Raw genomic sequence first — 14,548 nt, 5'->3', positions numbered from 1 at the left:
GTTACTATCCGGTTCTGCCGCCAATGAAAACGTGAATTCATGATCGCCCTGCTCGAAGCCCGACGCGCCGGGTTGCTGGCGCGCGAACACTGGATGCGCAACCTGGCGGCAGGCGCGGTCGTCGGTGTGGTTGCATTGCCGCTGGCCATGGCCTTCGCCATCGCCTCCGGCGCGAAGCCCGAGCAGGGTCTCTACACGGCCATCGTCGCGGGCATCGTGGTCTCGCTGTTCGGCGGCAGCCGCATCCAGATCGCCGGACCCACCGGCGCCTTCGTCGTGATTCTTTCCGGCATCACGGCGCAGTACGGCATCGCCGGGCTGCAGGTCGCCACGCTGATGGCCGGCGTGATCCTGCTGCTGTTCGGCATCACGCGCATGGGCACGGTGATCAAGTTCATTCCCGATCCGGTGATTCTCGGCTTCACCGCCGGCATCGCCGTCATCATCTGGACGGGGCAGTGGCCGAGCTTCTTCGGACTGCCGGCGGTCACCGGCGCCCACTTTCACGAAAAGCTCTGGCACACGCTGCAGGTACTGCCGCAGCTGAACCTGACGACGACACTGCTCGCCTGCGCGACGCTCGCCGTGATCGTGCTGCTGCCGCGCGTGCCGCAGCTGAGCCGCGTACCCGGTCCGCTCGTCGGCGTCGTGTTCGCCGGCGCGCTGCAGATGATCTTCGGCTTCAAGGATGTCGCCACCATCGGCTCGGCCTTCGGCGGCATTCCTTCGACGCTGCCGCTGCCGCAGATGCCGGCGCTGTCCGTCTCCACGATCATCGAACTGATCGGCCCCGCGTTTGCGATCGCGATGCTGGGCGCGATCGAGTCGCTGCTGTCCGCCGTCGTCGCCGACGGCATGGCGGGCACGCGGCACGATTCCAACCAGGAACTCATCGGTCAGGGCATCGCCAATGTCGTCGCGCCGCTGTTCGGCGGTTTCGCGGCGACCGGCGCCATCGCGCGCACCGCCACCAACGTGCGCAACGGCGGCAATTCGCCGCTCGCCGGTATCGTGCATGCTGCGACGCTCGTGCTCATCGTGCTGCTGCTGGCGCCGCTGGCGGCGAACATTCCGCTCGCGGCGCTGGCGGCGATCCTGTTCGTGGTCGCCTGGAACATGAGCGAGGCCGGCCACTTCTTCAAGATGGTGCGTCGCGCACCGCGCGCCGACGTGGTCGTGCTGCTGGTGACGTTCGGTCTCACCGTGTTCGTCGATCTGGTGGTCGCCGTGAACATCGGCGTGATCCTCGCCATCCTGCAGTTCCTGCGGCGCATGGCGAGCAGCGTCGAAGTCCAGCAGCAGACCGTGCAGCAGCTGCACGCCGAGTTCGGCACCGAAACGCTCCACCTGCCGCCGGACGTGCTGGTGTATCGCGTCGAAGGCCCGTTCTTTTTCGGCGCGGCCGAAACGTTCGAACGCGCGCTGGCATCGACGCACACCGATCCGAAGACGCTCATCATCCGGCTGCGCTGGGTGCCGTTCATCGATGCGACGGGACTCGAGACGCTGGAGGAAGTCGTCACGAACCTGCGGCGGCGCGGCGTGCGCGTGATGGTGACGGGGGCGAACGAACGCGTGCGCGGCAAGCTGGAACGCGCGGGCATCGTCGACCTGATCGGCGCCGACAATCTCTGCAGCGATCTGCGGCAGGCGCTGGCGACGCTGCAATCGCCGCCGGCAACGCCGGTCACGGCCTGAGAAACCACCGGCCGCAACGCGCGGAACTTTAGCTCCGCGCTTCCCTGATTTTTTTCATTCCGAGAATCGGTTCACCCGCGCGCGTGCGTGACGCAGCCGGCATCCGCGCGGCCGCACGACGAGCTGCAGGAATTCCTTGACGCGCGCCGCATCGCCCAACGCGGCGGGAGCGGATGATTCCATCCATTTGGTCAACCCCGCTGCTGGATCAGTTCAGTCCGTGAAGACGGCCGCCCCCGAAACCGACAACTGGCGCAAGAAATACTTCGACAGCCTGAGCTCGCTCGAAGACGAACATCGCCGCTTCCGCGCCATGGAGGCGGTGCTGAAGAAGCTCGCCGGCCGGCTGTGCAGTGCGTCGCTCGGCCAGACGCCGGGACTCGACGAACAGATCAAGCGGCTGCAGTCAGCGCTGCGGCGCGAGGTCTCGCACGACGAACTCGAAAAGATCACGCCGGCGCTGACCGAAGCGATCCAGGCGCTGGACCTGTCGCCTGCGGCGTCTTTCATTGCGACGCAACCGGTGGCGGTCAGGCCTGCGGCCGCACCGCCGCTCGCGCCCCGCATCGACGAACGCGTCCGCGTGGTGCTGGTGGCACTGCTCGTCGAACTGCGACGCGACAGCTCGCTGGTCAGCCAGATCGATGCCGTCGACGCACGGCTCGGCGCGGCACTGTCGCCGGAACAGCTGCCGGACGTGCTGTCGTCGCTGATGGATCTGGTCGGCCAGCGCATCAAGCGCATCGAGCACGCGCGGCAGGAACTGGAAGCGCTGCTCACGCACATGGCGAGCAAGCTCGATGAAGTCGGCCGCTTCGTCGCCGAGCAGAGCCAGGCCCAGAACCAGTCGCGCGCCAGCAGCGAAACGCTCAGCCTGCAGCTCACCGGCGAGATGAAAGCCATGGGCGAGAGCGTCGAGGCCGCCGACGATCTGCAGCAGATCCGCGGCTTGGTGCGCAACCGGCTCGATTCGATCGATCTGCACCTGCAGGCCTTCCGCCAGCGCGAAACCGCATTCTCGAACGAAATGCGGACGCGCAACGAACAGATGCGCTCGCGCATCGCCGAACTCGAAGGCCGCGCCCGCCTGCTGCAGACCCAGCTGCAGGACGAACAGCGCCTGTCGGCGATCGATCAGCTCACCAAGATTCCCAACCGTCTCGCCTACGACAAGCGCATCGAGGAAGAACTCGAACGCTGCCGCCGCCTGAACGCGCCCGCCTGCCTCGCCGTCATGGACGTCGATCACTTCAAGCGCGTCAACGACACCTACGGCCATCGCGCCGGCGACCGCGTGCTGCGCGCCGTTGCCGACTGCCTTGCCGGCCGCATCCGGCGCACGGACTTCGTGGCGCGCTACGGCGGCGAAGAGTTCGTGATGATCCTCGAAGGCACGCGCATCGACGATGCCATGCGCGTCATCGACGACATGCGCAATGCCATCGCCGCCATCGGCTTCCATTTCCGCGGCACACCGGTCTCCATCACCATCTCCGGCGGCGTCACCGCGCTGCTCGACAACGACTCCGCCGGCGCCGCGTTCGACCGCGCCGACAAGGCGCTGTACCAGGCCAAGGAAACGGGACGCAATCGCTGCATCGCCGGCTGACTTTCTTCCTGTAGGTCAGGCTTCAGCCTGACTTCTTGTCCAGCAGGCCGGCTGAAGCCGGCCCCACAGCAAGAGAGCAGGAGCAAGAACGAGAGCCGCAAAGACCTCACAAAAGAATTCGATTTCTTTTGTGCGGTCCTTGCGGCCTCTCTTCCTCTTCCAACTTCAGACGACAAATACTTCGCGCCGCATTCCTGCGCACGACGCTGCCGCTCGATCTGTCGCGGCTCGAGGCGCTCGACAGCGGGCGCTATCACTCGATCTGGCTGCCCGATCACGGAATCTCATGACGAGCGCAGGCACCGTGCTCGATACGCGGCGGGTGAAGCGCGCCGAGCTGGCGTAGGCGCTGCCGGCGGATTGTGCGAAGGTGTCGCCGGAGGAACGTGTCGAACAGTTGCGTATGCGCTTTGCGGCGATCCATCGACGCTACGACGGATGACGGATTCTTCCTGTAGGTCAGGCTTCAGCCTGACTCCTCAGAGGCCGGCTGAAGCCGGCCCCACAGGAAGCAGTCAATAGCCGACGGTGAAGCGCTGGCGGCGGTGCGCCGGCTTCTCCAGTTCATCGGCGAGCGCGAGGGCGTAGTCCTCCATCGAAATCCAGCTGCGGCCGCGCGCGTCGGTGAGCAGTTCGTTGCCGCCGAGACGGAATCGCTGCGTGCGTTGTCCGGCGACGAATTCGGCGGACGGCGAAACGTAGGTCCAGTCGAGTTCCGGTTCGGCGCGCAGCAGATCGAGAAATGCGGCGCCGGCCACGGCTTCCGGTTTGTATGCGGCGGGAAATTCCAGCGTATCCAGCAGTTTCTTTCCCGGCGCGACTTCCAGGCTGCCGGCGCCGCCGACGACCACCAGTCGCGGTACGCGGGCGGTCTTCACCGCGTCGATGGTCGAACGCGCATCGCTGTCGAGATGGCGGGCCGAGCTGACGACGACGTCGTGTCCTGCAATGAGCGCAGCGAGCGCCGTCGCATCGCGGGCATCGCCCTTCACGATGCAGAGGCGTTCGCTGGGCGTGGCATTTTCGGGATATCGCACGATGCCCGTGACCGTGTGTCCGCGGGCGACGAACTCCGCCGCGAGTCGCGATCCGACGTTTCCGCTCGCCCCGATCAATGCAATTCTCACGGCCTGGCTCCCTACCCGACGATGCGGGCCGTTCTACTCCTTAAATGCCGGGGGGCCGATTGTGGCAAGTACGACGGCGGCTCAGGTGCGCGGGCCGAGTCCGTCTGCCATGGCGCTCGTCAGCGGTTTCATGAAAAAGGAATCGTGCGGCATGAGGCGCGCGGTGACCTGATGGCGCTGCAGCGCCTCGGCCACCACCGGGCCGATGGCGGCGATTTCCGTGCGCTCCAGCGCCTGCTGCACCAGTTCCGGGGGCCCGACGGCGAAGATGCGTTCGACCTGCGGCGTGCTGGTGAAGGCGATGACGTCGACTTCGCCGTTCGCCATTTTCGTGAGCAGCGCGCGCACTGCGTCGTCGTCGGCCTTGTCGGCGTAGATATAAGGAGCCACCGTCCGCACGGTCGCGCCGGCATCGCGCAGGAAGTTCACGAGCGGCAGGTTCGGCTCGGTGCCGTACAGCTGCACGCCGACGCTGCGTGCAGCAAGGCTGCCCGCCTTGCGCAGCGATTCGATCACGCCTTCGGTGGTCGGCACTTCCGCCGCGATGTCCGGCTTCAGGCCAAGCTCGCGCAGCGCCTTGGCGGGCTTCGGGCCGCGGGTGATCTTGCGAACCTTCGTCAGCGCCCGGATGAACTCGTCGCGATGATCGGGCGCATGGACGTCGATGCAGCGCAGGATGCGGCGCAGTCCTTCGCCCGTGAGCAGGATCAGATCGTGAACCGTGCCGGTGTTGAAGTGACGTACCCACTCGAGCACCGGCTGCGGATCGGGCGCATCGAGGATCGCGACCAGCGGACAGCGCAGCACCGTGGCGCCGCGCCGCTCGAGCATCGCCGAGAACACGTCCAGCTCGCGGGTTTCGGGCACGGCGATGGTGCGGCCGGCCAGGGTCTGTTCTTGAGTCGACATGAACGAACGTCCGGTTCGTCGGAATGACGGCGGGACGATAGCAGGAGATGGCGCGCCCGACTGGATTCGAACCAGTGACCCCTGCCTTCGGAGGGCAGTACTCTATCCAGCTGAGCTACGGGCGCGTGCTTCGGCGGGGCCGGGATATTAAGGGGCGGCGCCCGCGGGGTCCAACCCGCAACGGCACGCCGAGCGCCGGTCGAATGAACCCGGAATTGCTCGCGCCGGATTTCCTTCAGGTTTTTTGCGGTTTGAGGCCCGGCGGCGGGCCGCTATACTTGCGCGCCCGTTTTGAGCCCCCTTGCTTTTGGAGCCGCTGTGAGCGCTGCGCACGACAAGAAGTTCTTCAATATCTTCTCCCTGGTGCTGGGCATCCTGATGCTCATCGCCCTCGGTATCTGGGTGCTGGCCCGTAACGTCGCAGTGGATACGCAGGAAGCCCACGTTCATCAGGATCCGGCCATGCAGGCCGCCGTCAATGACCGGATTGCTCCCGTCGCCAAGGTGGCGGTGAGCGGTCAGGACAATTCAGCGCTGGCGCCCGCCAAGCCGCAGGCTGCCGAACCGGCGGCGGAGCTGCCCGGCGACCAGGTCTACAGCATGGCCTGCATCGCCTGTCACGGCGCCGGCGTCGCCGGCGCGCCGAAGTACGGCGACAAGGGCGCGTGGGGTCCGCGCATCGCCAAGGGGCTCGATACGCTGCACAAGCATTCGATCGAGGGTTTCCAGGGTCAGTCCGGCTTCATGCCGCCGAAGGGCGGTCGCGTCGATCTGGCGGACAAGTCCATCATGAACGCTGTCGACTACATGGTCGCTGCCGCCAAGTAAGTCCCGGCTTCGCACGCGGCGGCTCAGCCCGCCGCCTTCGCGTTGCGGTCGAAGCGCCGCAACGCAATCGCCTCTCCCATCTGCAGTTCATCGATCTCGCTGGTGCCAGCGAGATCGGCGATCGTTCGCGCCACGCGCAGGATCCGGTGATGCGCGCGGGCCGAAAGCCCCAGCGCCGTGGTCGCGCGTTCGAGCATCGCCGCTGCCGATCGACCCGCGCGGCAATGCTCCTTCATTTCGCGGTTGCCCAGTTTCGAATTCGCCTTGCCCTGGCGCTCGATCTGCAATGCACGCGCACAGCGCACGCGGGCCGCGACCGCTGCGGTCGATTCGCATTCCACGTCGTTGTCATAGAGCGCGCTGGCTGCCACGCGCGGCACTTCGACATGCATGTCGAGCCGGTCGAGCACCGGACCTGAAATGCGCGCCCGATACTTCTCGACCCGCTCGACACTGCAGCGGCAACGACCCTGTGCATCGCCGAGATGGCCGCACGGGCAGGGATTCATGGCCGCGATCAGCTGAAAACTGGCTGGGAATTCCAGTTGCTGGGCGGCACGCGACACCGTGATGCAACCGTTCTCGAGCGGTTCGCGCAGCACTTCGAGCACATGCCGGCCGAATTCTGGCAGTTCATCGAGGAACAGCACGCCGTTGTGAGCCAGCGAGATCTCGCCCGGCCGCGGCATCGCACCGCCGCCCACCAATGCGACGGCCGACGCGGTGTGATGCGGCGAACGAAACGGCCGCACGCGCCACTCGTTCAACCGGATGGACGCGCCGCAGATGCTGCGAACCGCTGCCACTTCCAGCGCTTCCGCTTCGCTCATGGGCGGCAGCAATCCGGGCAGTCGCTGTGCCAGCATGGTTTTGCCCGTCCCCGGCGGACCGACGAACAGCAGACTGTGCTGACCGGCAGCGGCGATTTCCAGCGCGCGCCGCGCCTGATGCTGACCGCGCACGTCGCTGAGATCCAGACCCGGCGGAATGACGTCGGGCAACGGTTCGCCGAGCTGGAAATTCAGCGGACTGGCCTGCGTTGCATGCGCCGCGACTTCCAGCAGATGCGTCGCGACGGCGACACGGCACCGTGTGACGAGCTGTGCTTCGGCCGCATTGGCGGGCGGCACGATCAACGAGTGATCGACTCGTGCAGCCGCCAGTGCCGACAGCAACGCGCCCTTCACCGGCTGCACTTCACCGCTGAGCGAAAGCTCGCCGTACAGCTCGCAGCGCTGCAGTTGCGTGTCGGGCAACTGGCCGGACGCGAGCAGGATGCCGACCGCGATCGGCAGATCGAACCGCCCGCCTTCTTTCGGCAGATCGGCCGGCGACAGATTCACGGTGATGCGCCCGGCGGGCATCTCGAAGTTGCAGTTCGCGATCGCCGCACGCACGCGATCCTTGCTTTCCTTCACCACCGCCTCGGGCAGACCGACGATGGTGAATGCAGGCAATCCGTTGCCGATGTCCACCTCGACCCGCACCTGCGGCGCTTCCATGCCGTGCTGCGCGCGGCTCAATACCGTTGCCATTGCCATCCTTGGCGCTCCTCAAAGACTAAGAAAAATTTCCACGGGGGACACGGGGATCACGGGGTGAAGAAAAGAGCGAAACCCGTTTGATCCCATCTTTCAGCAACCGATGATTGAAATTCAGTATGAATCCGATGCGCATGTCACCCAGGCGCAGATACGTCAGCAGTTGGGAAACATGCGAGGCGTCGACGGCGCGGAGCGATTTGATCTCCAGGATCAGGCTCTCCGCAACAATCATGTCTGCGCGAAAGCCAATCCCAAGGTCGACACCCCGATACATGACCGGAAACGCAACTTGCGTGCGGACTGCTATGCCAACCGACCGAAGCTCATAAGCGAGTGCTGCCTCATACACGGACTCGAGCAATCCGGGTCCGAGGTTGCGATGAACGATCGTTGCGGCCGTCAGCGTTAGATCGATGATGTCTGGCGGGCATTCCTTTGCCACGTCGATACCTTCCTTGGTTGCCTTTCTGCCCCGTGATCCCCGTGTTCCCCGTGGAAATCCTTCCGGTCTTCCAGTCTTCAGCTCTTCGGCTTCTCCAGCGCCGCGAGCCGCGCTTCCAGCGCTTCGAGTTTTTCGCGGGTGCGGCGCAGGACGCCGGCCTGGACATCGAATTCCTGGCGGGTCACCAGATCGAGCTTCGACAGGCCGGATTGCAGGACGGCCTTGAAGTTGCTCTCCAGATCGCGGCGCACGGCGTGGAGGCTGTCGGGAACGGCGGAAGCGAGCCGGCGGGCGAGGTCGTCGATGCTGCGGGGATCCATGGGAGCGCCTTGGTAACGGAATCGGCCGAACTCTAGGCAGCGCATACAGGCAAGGCAAGGTGCGAGCGATTGGCCGCGGACCGCGGGCGCTTGCACCCTTTTCGCAGCCCTGTCGCCCACGCGGGACGGTCTTGCCGCTTGTTTTGAACCGCCTTGCGCCAGTCTGAGGCAGGCATCAGGAAATTTCGCACTAATCGGGTGCGTTCCCAGTATCCCGTCGAGGCGGTAACACCGTTTCACCTTGCCGATTTCGTGGCACAGAAAGTGCATTTCCGATGCGGCGCGAAACGAGTGCTCAAGAGTTCACCACGAAACCTTCGCCGCTCGCGCCCATGACCTTCCAGGAGCCGGAGTGCGATGAAGTTGATAACCGCGATCATCAAGCCGTTCAAGCTGGATGACGTCCGTCAGGCCGTCGCGGATATCGGCGTTCAGGGCATCACGGTGACGGAAGTGCAGGGCTTTGGTCGGCAGCGCGGTCACACCGAGCTGTACAGGGGCGCCGAATACCGGGTGGATTTTCTCCCCAAGACCAAGATCGAGCTGGCGGTCGACGATTCGATCGCCGAGCAGGTAGTCGAGGCGATCACCAACGTCGCCCGTACCGGAAAGATCGGCGACGGCAAGATTTTCGTGATCAACCTCGAGCAGGCGGTTCGCATTCGTACTGGCGAGACAGGCGTCGAGGCGGTTTAGTTTTTTTCGAGCACCTCCTGGCAACTAAATAAATTCTTCCCGTAGGAGAACGACAGTGAAAAGACCTTGGTCCACGAGCCGCGTGCTCACTTGCCTGTGGAGCGTCGTGCTGTTCGCACTGACCTTCACCGGGTCCAACATGGCGCTGGCGCAGGACACGCCGGCCGAGCCGACTGCAGCGGAAGCCGTCGCAGCGCCTGCAGAGGCGGCAGCGGCAGAAGAAGCGGCGCCCGCCGAGGAAGCGGCTCCGACGCTCGACAGCGGCGATACCGCCTGGATGCTGACGGCGACGGCGATCGTGCTGTTCATGACCATTCCGGGACTGGCGCTGTTCTACGGCGGCATGGTGCGCTCGAAGAACATCCTGTCGGTGCTGATGCAGTGCTTCGCCACCGCCGGCCTGATGACGGTGTTGTGGACGATCTACGGCTACAGCATGTCGTTCGACACCACCGGCATGGAGGCAGGTGCGTTCGGCCTGAACTCGATCATCGGCGGCCTGGACAAGGCGCTGTTCTCCGACGTGACGCTCGATTCGCTGGTCGGCACCATTCCCGAGTCGCTGTTCGCCACCTTCCAGATGACGTTCGCGATCATCACGCCGGCGCTGATCGTCGGCGCGTTCGCCGAGCGCATGAAGTTCTCGGCGATGCTGCTGTTCCTCACGCTGTGGTTCACGATCTGCTACGTGCCGATGGTGCACATGGTGTGGAGCGGCGATGGCGCGCTCATGTGGGACTGGGGCGTGCTGGACTTCGCCGGCGGCACGGTGGTGCACATCAATGCCGGTATCGCCGGCCTGGTCGCCGCACTGGTGCTCGGCAAGCGCAAGGGCTATCCGACCACCGCGATGCCTCCGCACAACCTCGGCCTGACGCTGGTCGGCGCCTCCATCCTGTGGGTCGGCTGGTTCGGCTTCAACGCCGGCAGCGCGCTGGCCGCAGGCGCGAGCGCCGGCATGGCGATGCTCGTGACCCAGATCTGCACCGGTACCGCGGCACTGGCCTGGATGTTTGCCGAGTGGATCAAGCACGGCAAACCCTCGCTGCTGGGCATCGCTTCGGGCGCGGTCGCCGGCCTGGTCGGCATCACACCGGCCGCCGGCACGGTGGGACCGGTCGGCGCGCTGGTCATCGGCGTGGTCGCCGGCTACATGGCCTTCCTGTTCTCCACGACGGTGAAGCGCGCGCTCGGCTATGACGATTCGCTCGACGTCTTCGGTGTCCACGGCATCGCCGGCATCGTCGGCGCGATCCTGACCGGCGTCTTCGCCTTCCCGGCGATGGGCGGCGTGTGGGAGCCGGGCGAAGGCGCCACGATCGCGAGCCAGGTCTGGATCCAGACCAAGAGCGTGCTGTTCACGGTGGTGTACACGGGCGTGCTCTCCTTCATCATCCTGAAGGTGGTCGACGTGATCGTCGGGCTGCGCGTCACGACCGAGCAGGAAGAAGAGGGCCTGGACCTCAGCCTGCACGACGAGCGCGGTTACAACCTCTGACGTCGATGAGGGCGGCGACCTCGCCGTCACTCGCAGAAACGGGCGCGCAAGCGCCCGTTTCTTTTTGCGCGACCGGAGCGTGACGCAGTCCTCAGTCCGCGCGCCTCGCGGGCCTGTCTTGACTCAGTCCGCAAACCTTCCTGATACACTCGGCCGGGCCGAATCCGATGCAGCCGGGACGACGCAAGTCCCTGTCGCCATTGAAGAAATGTCCACGCCGGCGCGCACGAACCCGGCGCTGCGAGAACGACGGGCAGCGGGCATAACGGTGACCCGCATCAAGGGATTCGGCGCGCGACACGGGCACACTGGCCCCACTGTCGTGCCGATGCGCACGTCCGTCCGCGGCAACGACCGCGAACGATCCGATCAACGTCCTGGAGATGGCGATGTTGCGATATTCACTGACCCTGACCGCTGCGGCTGTCGTGCTCTGCGCCGGCGCTGCGCACGCCGACGTCTACATGTTCAAGGACGCCCAGGGCAACGTGCAGTACACGGACAAGCCGCCGACCCTGCCGGCCGAACGCCTCAACGTGCAGTCGCGCAAGACGGACGTCGTCGAAGTCCAGGCGCGCGAACAGGCCGAACTGGCAAAGCTCAAAGCCACGGACGAAGCCCGGCAGAAGTCGAACGCTGCGCAGACCGATCAGCAGTCGGCCGCAGAGCTGACCGCGAAGGACAAGGCAGAGCGCTGCACCAAGGCGCGCGAACGCTACGACAAATACGCGACCTCGCAGCGGCTGTACGAAACGCAGGCCAATGGCGAGCGCCGTTACCTCAGCGATGCCGAACTCGATGCCGCGCGCAGCTCCGCCAAGTCGACGATGGACGAGTTCTGCAAATGATTCCCGCGGCCGGGTCGCCGACCCGGCCATGAAATTCCGGCGGGCCCGGACGTACAATCCCCGCGTCCCGTCCCGGAGTTTTCCCTGCTGATGACTACTTCCCTGCCCGCTCCCCGGCGTATCGGTTTCATCGGACTCGGCGCCATGGGCCTGGGCATGTCGCGCAATCTTCACAAGCACCGCCTGCTGGCTGCGGTCTGGAATCGCACGGCCGCGAAAGCCGAAGCCATCGCCCGTGAAACCGGCTGCGTCGTCGCGAAGACGCCAGCGGATCTGGCGACGCTGTGCGATGCCATCGCGATGTGCGTCTCCGCGGACGACGACGTACTCGCGATGGTCGACGCGCTGCTGCCGAATGTACGGCGCGACGCCATCGTCATCGACTGCTCGACCGTCGGCGCCAACACCGCGCGCACCGCCGCGCTGCGATTGCGCGAGCGCGGCGCTCACTTCATCGATGCGCCGGTGAGCGGCGGCGTCGAAGGCGCGCGCGACGGCACGCTGGCCGTCATGTGCGGCGGCGATGACGACGTGTTCCAGCGCGCCCGTCCCGTGCTCGAAGCCATGGGACGCACCGTCACGCATTTCGGCCCGACCGGTTCGGGTCAGGCTGCGAAGGCGACCAACCAGATCATGTGCGCCGGCGTCATCCAGGCCGTCGCCGAAGCCATGGCCTTCGCCAAGGCCGAGGACCTGCCGCTCGACAAGCTGATCGAAACCCTCGGCAAGGGCGCGGGATCGAGCTGGTACTTCGTGAATCGCGCGCCGAACATCGTGCGCGACAGCTATCCCCCGGGCTTCCGCGTGCGCCTGCACGAGAAGGATCTGAAAATCTGCCGCGCCATGGCGCAGCGTCATGGCGTGCAGCTGCCGCTGATCGAAATGACGCTGGTCCACTATCGACGCCTCATCGAGCAGGGACACGGCGATGAAGACATCTCCACGCTGTTCCATCTGAAAGACGCGTTGTTCGCCGCCGCGGCGGCCGATCCCAAACGCGCCGACGAAACGTAATCGGCCGAGCCGCGATGTCCGCGACCGATTCCGACACCCGCGGCCCCGCGACCCGACTGTTCCTGCCCGACTTCTGCCAGGGGTCCGCCGTCCTGGCCATCGTGCTGATCGCCGAACTCGTTGCGATCATCTTCGCCATCGCACGCCAGGCGCTGCACGAGAATTTCTGGATCGATCTGGCGAGCTCATCGCTGTTCCTGCTGTGGATCGGGCTCGTCTGCGCGGCGGTGCTGTGTCGCAGCCGGCGCTGGCTGGAGCGCATGCCGGCGGGGCGGGCCGCGTCTATCGCCATTGCGCTGGTGGTCGGTACGGTCGGCGTCGTCTCGGAAGTCGTGTACCAGGTCGGCAGTGCACTGAACCCCGGCCATGTCGAATCGAGCCTGCTGTTTCCGAACACGCACGCGGGCTTCCTGCTGCGGAACATGGTGGTCGGCTTCATCGTCAGCTCGCTCGCGCTGCGCTACTTCTACGTCAGCGCGGAATGGAAACGCAGCATCGAAATGGAAGCGCTGGCGCGCATCCGCGCGTTGCAGGCGCGCATCCGCCCGCACTTCCTGTTCAACAGCATGAACACGATCGCGGCACTGACCCGCACCCATCCCGACAGCGCCGAGCAGGCGGTGGAAGATCTGGCCGACCTGTTCCGCGCGAGCCTCGCGGAAGCGGACACGATGATCACGCTGCGCGAGGAACTCGACATCGCGCGCACGCACCAGCGCATCGAACAGCTGCGCCTCGGACCCCGACTGCGCGTGGAGTGGCACATCGACGATCTACCGCTCAACACGCCGGTGCCCAGCCTCATCGTGCAGCCGCTGCTGGAAAATGCCGTGTATCACGGCATCGAAATGCTGCCGGCCGGCGGCACCGTCACCATCACCGGACGCCGCCGCCAGCACGACGTGGAGATCGAAGTCCGCAACCCGATCCCCGCACAGGCAGGCTACGGCGAACGCGAGGGCAACCGCATGGCCCTGGAAAACATCCGCCAGCGCCTGGAACTCGCTTGGCCCGGCCGCGCCCGCATCGAAACGCGCCAGAAGGACGGCGAGTTTTCTGCGCGCCTCGTCTTCCCGTATGCTGCCGGGCAGGAAAGGGAATGAACTGCGCGGACCCCGGATTCAGAGGAATGGCCGCAAAAAAGCGCAAAGGGCTCAAAGGTCGGAAATGTATTTCTTACCCTTGCGATTCTTGCGCCTTTTTGCGGCCATTCTCTTCTCTATTCGGTCTCTGCGACGCATGACACATGAATCTGCTGATCGTTGACGACGAAGCGCCGGCCCGCGACCGGTTGCGGCGGCTGCTCGAGGAAATCGGCGACTACGAGTCGATTGCCGAAGCCGGCAACGGCGAGGAAGCGCTCGCGTATTGCAGCGAGCAGCAGCCCGACATCGTGCTGCTGGACGTGCGCATGCCGGGCATCTCCGGCATCGAAGTAGCGCGGCACATCGACACGCTGCAGGATCCGCCCGCGGTCATCTTCACCACCGCCTACGATCAGTACGCGGTCGAAGCCTTCGAAACCGAAGCGGTCGGTTACCTGCTCAAGCCCGTTCGCAAGGAGAAGCTGGCGCATGCCTTGCGCCATGCCTCGCGCATCTCGCCGTCGCGACTCGTCAAGGTCGCGCAATCGGCGCGGCTCGAGCACCGGCGCGACCAGATCTGTGCGCGGCTCGGCGATCAGCTGAAGCTGATTCCCGTCGCCGACATCTATTACTTCCTCGCCGATCAGAAGTACGTGACCGTGCGCCACAAGGGCGGCGAGAGCCTGATCGACGAATCATTGAAAGCGCTGGCGGAAGAATTCGCGACCGACTTCGTGCGCATCCATCGCAACGCACTGGTCGCAGAGAAACAGATCTCGGCCGTCGAGCGCACCGAGGAAGGCAAGTACAACGTGCGCGTCAGGGAGTGCGGCGATGTGCTGGAAGTCAGCCGGCGGCACGCGTCCGAACTGTTACGCCGTATCCGTGGGGAATCCTGAAGAATCGGAGTTTCACACGGAGATCACGGAG

Annotated in this window: 15 protein-coding genes and 1 tRNA gene; 9 read left to right on the top strand and 7 right to left on the bottom strand. The window is 65.4% G+C overall.

The annotated features are described in order from the left end of the window. Positions 1 to 39 precede the first annotated feature (39 nt). Entirely contained in the window at positions 40 to 1,698 is a 1,659-nt protein-coding gene (locus tag V7D81_RS03005) for a SulP family inorganic anion transporter (protein ID WP_324314384.1), read from the top strand. Positions 1,699 to 1,752: 54 nt separating this feature from the next. Here the strand turns inward: V7D81_RS03005 and V7D81_RS03000 are convergent, their stop codons facing one another. Continuing rightward, positions 1,753 to 1,881 (bottom strand): hypothetical protein, encoded by a 129-nt coding sequence (locus tag V7D81_RS03000; protein ID WP_324314383.1) that lies wholly within the window; start codon positions 1,879 to 1,881, stop codon positions 1,753 to 1,755. Positions 1,882 to 1,918: 37 nt separating this feature from the next. Between V7D81_RS03000 and V7D81_RS02995 the strand changes: the two genes are divergently transcribed. After that, the gene (locus V7D81_RS02995; RefSeq protein ID WP_324314382.1) at positions 1,919 to 3,307 is read left to right on the top strand and encodes a GGDEF domain-containing protein; all 1,389 of its coding nucleotides are present in this window, start codon (positions 1,919 to 1,921) and stop codon (positions 3,305 to 3,307) included. A 515-nt stretch (positions 3,308 to 3,822) separates the two neighbouring features. Here V7D81_RS02995 and V7D81_RS02990 read toward each other — a convergent pair. The 3 genes from V7D81_RS02990 to V7D81_RS02980 all read right to left on the bottom strand — a co-directional run bounded on the left by V7D81_RS02990 (position 3,823) and on the right by V7D81_RS02980 (position 5,468). After that, on the bottom strand, positions 3,823 to 4,434 hold the full coding sequence (locus V7D81_RS02990; protein WP_324314381.1) for an NAD(P)-dependent oxidoreductase: 612 nt from the start codon (positions 4,432 to 4,434) through the stop codon (positions 3,823 to 3,825). Positions 4,435 to 4,515: 81 nt separating this feature from the next. Beyond that, the gene (locus V7D81_RS02985) at positions 4,516 to 5,343 is read right to left on the bottom strand and encodes a uroporphyrinogen-III synthase (RefSeq protein WP_324314380.1); all 828 of its coding nucleotides are present in this window, start codon (positions 5,341 to 5,343) and stop codon (positions 4,516 to 4,518) included. A 48-nt stretch (positions 5,344 to 5,391) separates the two neighbouring features. After that, positions 5,392 to 5,468, bottom strand: a tRNA-Arg gene (locus tag V7D81_RS02980). Between the two features lie 193 nt (positions 5,469 to 5,661). Here V7D81_RS02980 and V7D81_RS02975 point away from each other — a divergent pair. After that, positions 5,662 to 6,171, top strand: coding sequence for a c-type cytochrome (locus V7D81_RS02975; RefSeq protein ID WP_324314379.1), 510 nt, complete (start codon positions 5,662 to 5,664; stop codon positions 6,169 to 6,171). A gap of 23 nt (positions 6,172 to 6,194) precedes the next feature. Here V7D81_RS02975 and V7D81_RS02970 read toward each other — a convergent pair whose 3' ends face one another. From V7D81_RS02970 to ubiK, 3 genes are all read right to left on the bottom strand, one after another. Further along, the gene (locus tag V7D81_RS02970; protein WP_324314378.1) at positions 6,195 to 7,712 is read right to left on the bottom strand and encodes a YifB family Mg chelatase-like AAA ATPase; all 1,518 of its coding nucleotides are present in this window, start codon (positions 7,710 to 7,712) and stop codon (positions 6,195 to 6,197) included. A 19-nt stretch (positions 7,713 to 7,731) separates the two neighbouring features. Further along, positions 7,732 to 8,157, bottom strand: coding sequence for a GxxExxY protein (locus V7D81_RS02965; protein WP_324314376.1), 426 nt, complete (start codon positions 8,155 to 8,157; stop codon positions 7,732 to 7,734). 77 nt (positions 8,158 to 8,234) lie between these two features. Next, the gene (gene ubiK, locus V7D81_RS02960) at positions 8,235 to 8,477 is read right to left on the bottom strand and encodes a ubiquinone biosynthesis accessory factor UbiK (RefSeq protein WP_324314374.1); all 243 of its coding nucleotides are present in this window, start codon (positions 8,475 to 8,477) and stop codon (positions 8,235 to 8,237) included. 357 nt (positions 8,478 to 8,834) lie between these two features. Here ubiK and V7D81_RS02955 point away from each other — a divergent pair, with 357 nt between their 5' ends. From V7D81_RS02955 to V7D81_RS02930, 6 genes are all read left to right on the top strand, one after another. Continuing rightward, positions 8,835 to 9,173 carry a P-II family nitrogen regulator gene (locus V7D81_RS02955; RefSeq protein WP_324314372.1) on the top strand — a complete coding sequence of 113 codons (339 nt, stop codon included), beginning with the start codon at positions 8,835 to 8,837 and terminating at the stop codon, positions 9,171 to 9,173. A gap of 277 nt (positions 9,174 to 9,450) precedes the next feature. Then, on the top strand, positions 9,451 to 10,671 hold the full coding sequence (locus tag V7D81_RS02950; protein ID WP_349257598.1) for an ammonium transporter: 1,221 nt from the start codon (positions 9,451 to 9,453) through the stop codon (positions 10,669 to 10,671). Between the two features lie 389 nt (positions 10,672 to 11,060). Then, entirely contained in the window at positions 11,061 to 11,519 is a 459-nt protein-coding gene (locus V7D81_RS02945) for a DUF4124 domain-containing protein (RefSeq protein WP_324314368.1), read from the top strand. Between the two features lie 90 nt (positions 11,520 to 11,609). After that, positions 11,610 to 12,533 carry an NAD(P)-dependent oxidoreductase gene (locus V7D81_RS02940; RefSeq protein ID WP_324314366.1) on the top strand — a complete coding sequence of 308 codons (924 nt, stop codon included), beginning with the start codon at positions 11,610 to 11,612 and terminating at the stop codon, positions 12,531 to 12,533. Between the two features lie 14 nt (positions 12,534 to 12,547). Further along, a complete protein-coding gene (locus V7D81_RS02935; protein WP_324314364.1) occupies positions 12,548 to 13,636 on the top strand; it encodes a histidine kinase in 1,089 nt (362 codons plus the stop codon). Between the two features lie 143 nt (positions 13,637 to 13,779). Next, entirely contained in the window at positions 13,780 to 14,517 is a 738-nt protein-coding gene (locus V7D81_RS02930; RefSeq protein ID WP_324314362.1) for a LytR/AlgR family response regulator transcription factor, read from the top strand. Positions 14,518 to 14,548: the final 31 nt, after the last annotated feature.

Source organism: Povalibacter sp. (assembly GCF_036735925.1).
Lineage (GTDB): Bacteria > Pseudomonadota > Gammaproteobacteria > Steroidobacterales > Steroidobacteraceae > Steroidobacter.
This window is presented reverse-complemented; position numbering and strand designations above follow the sequence as displayed.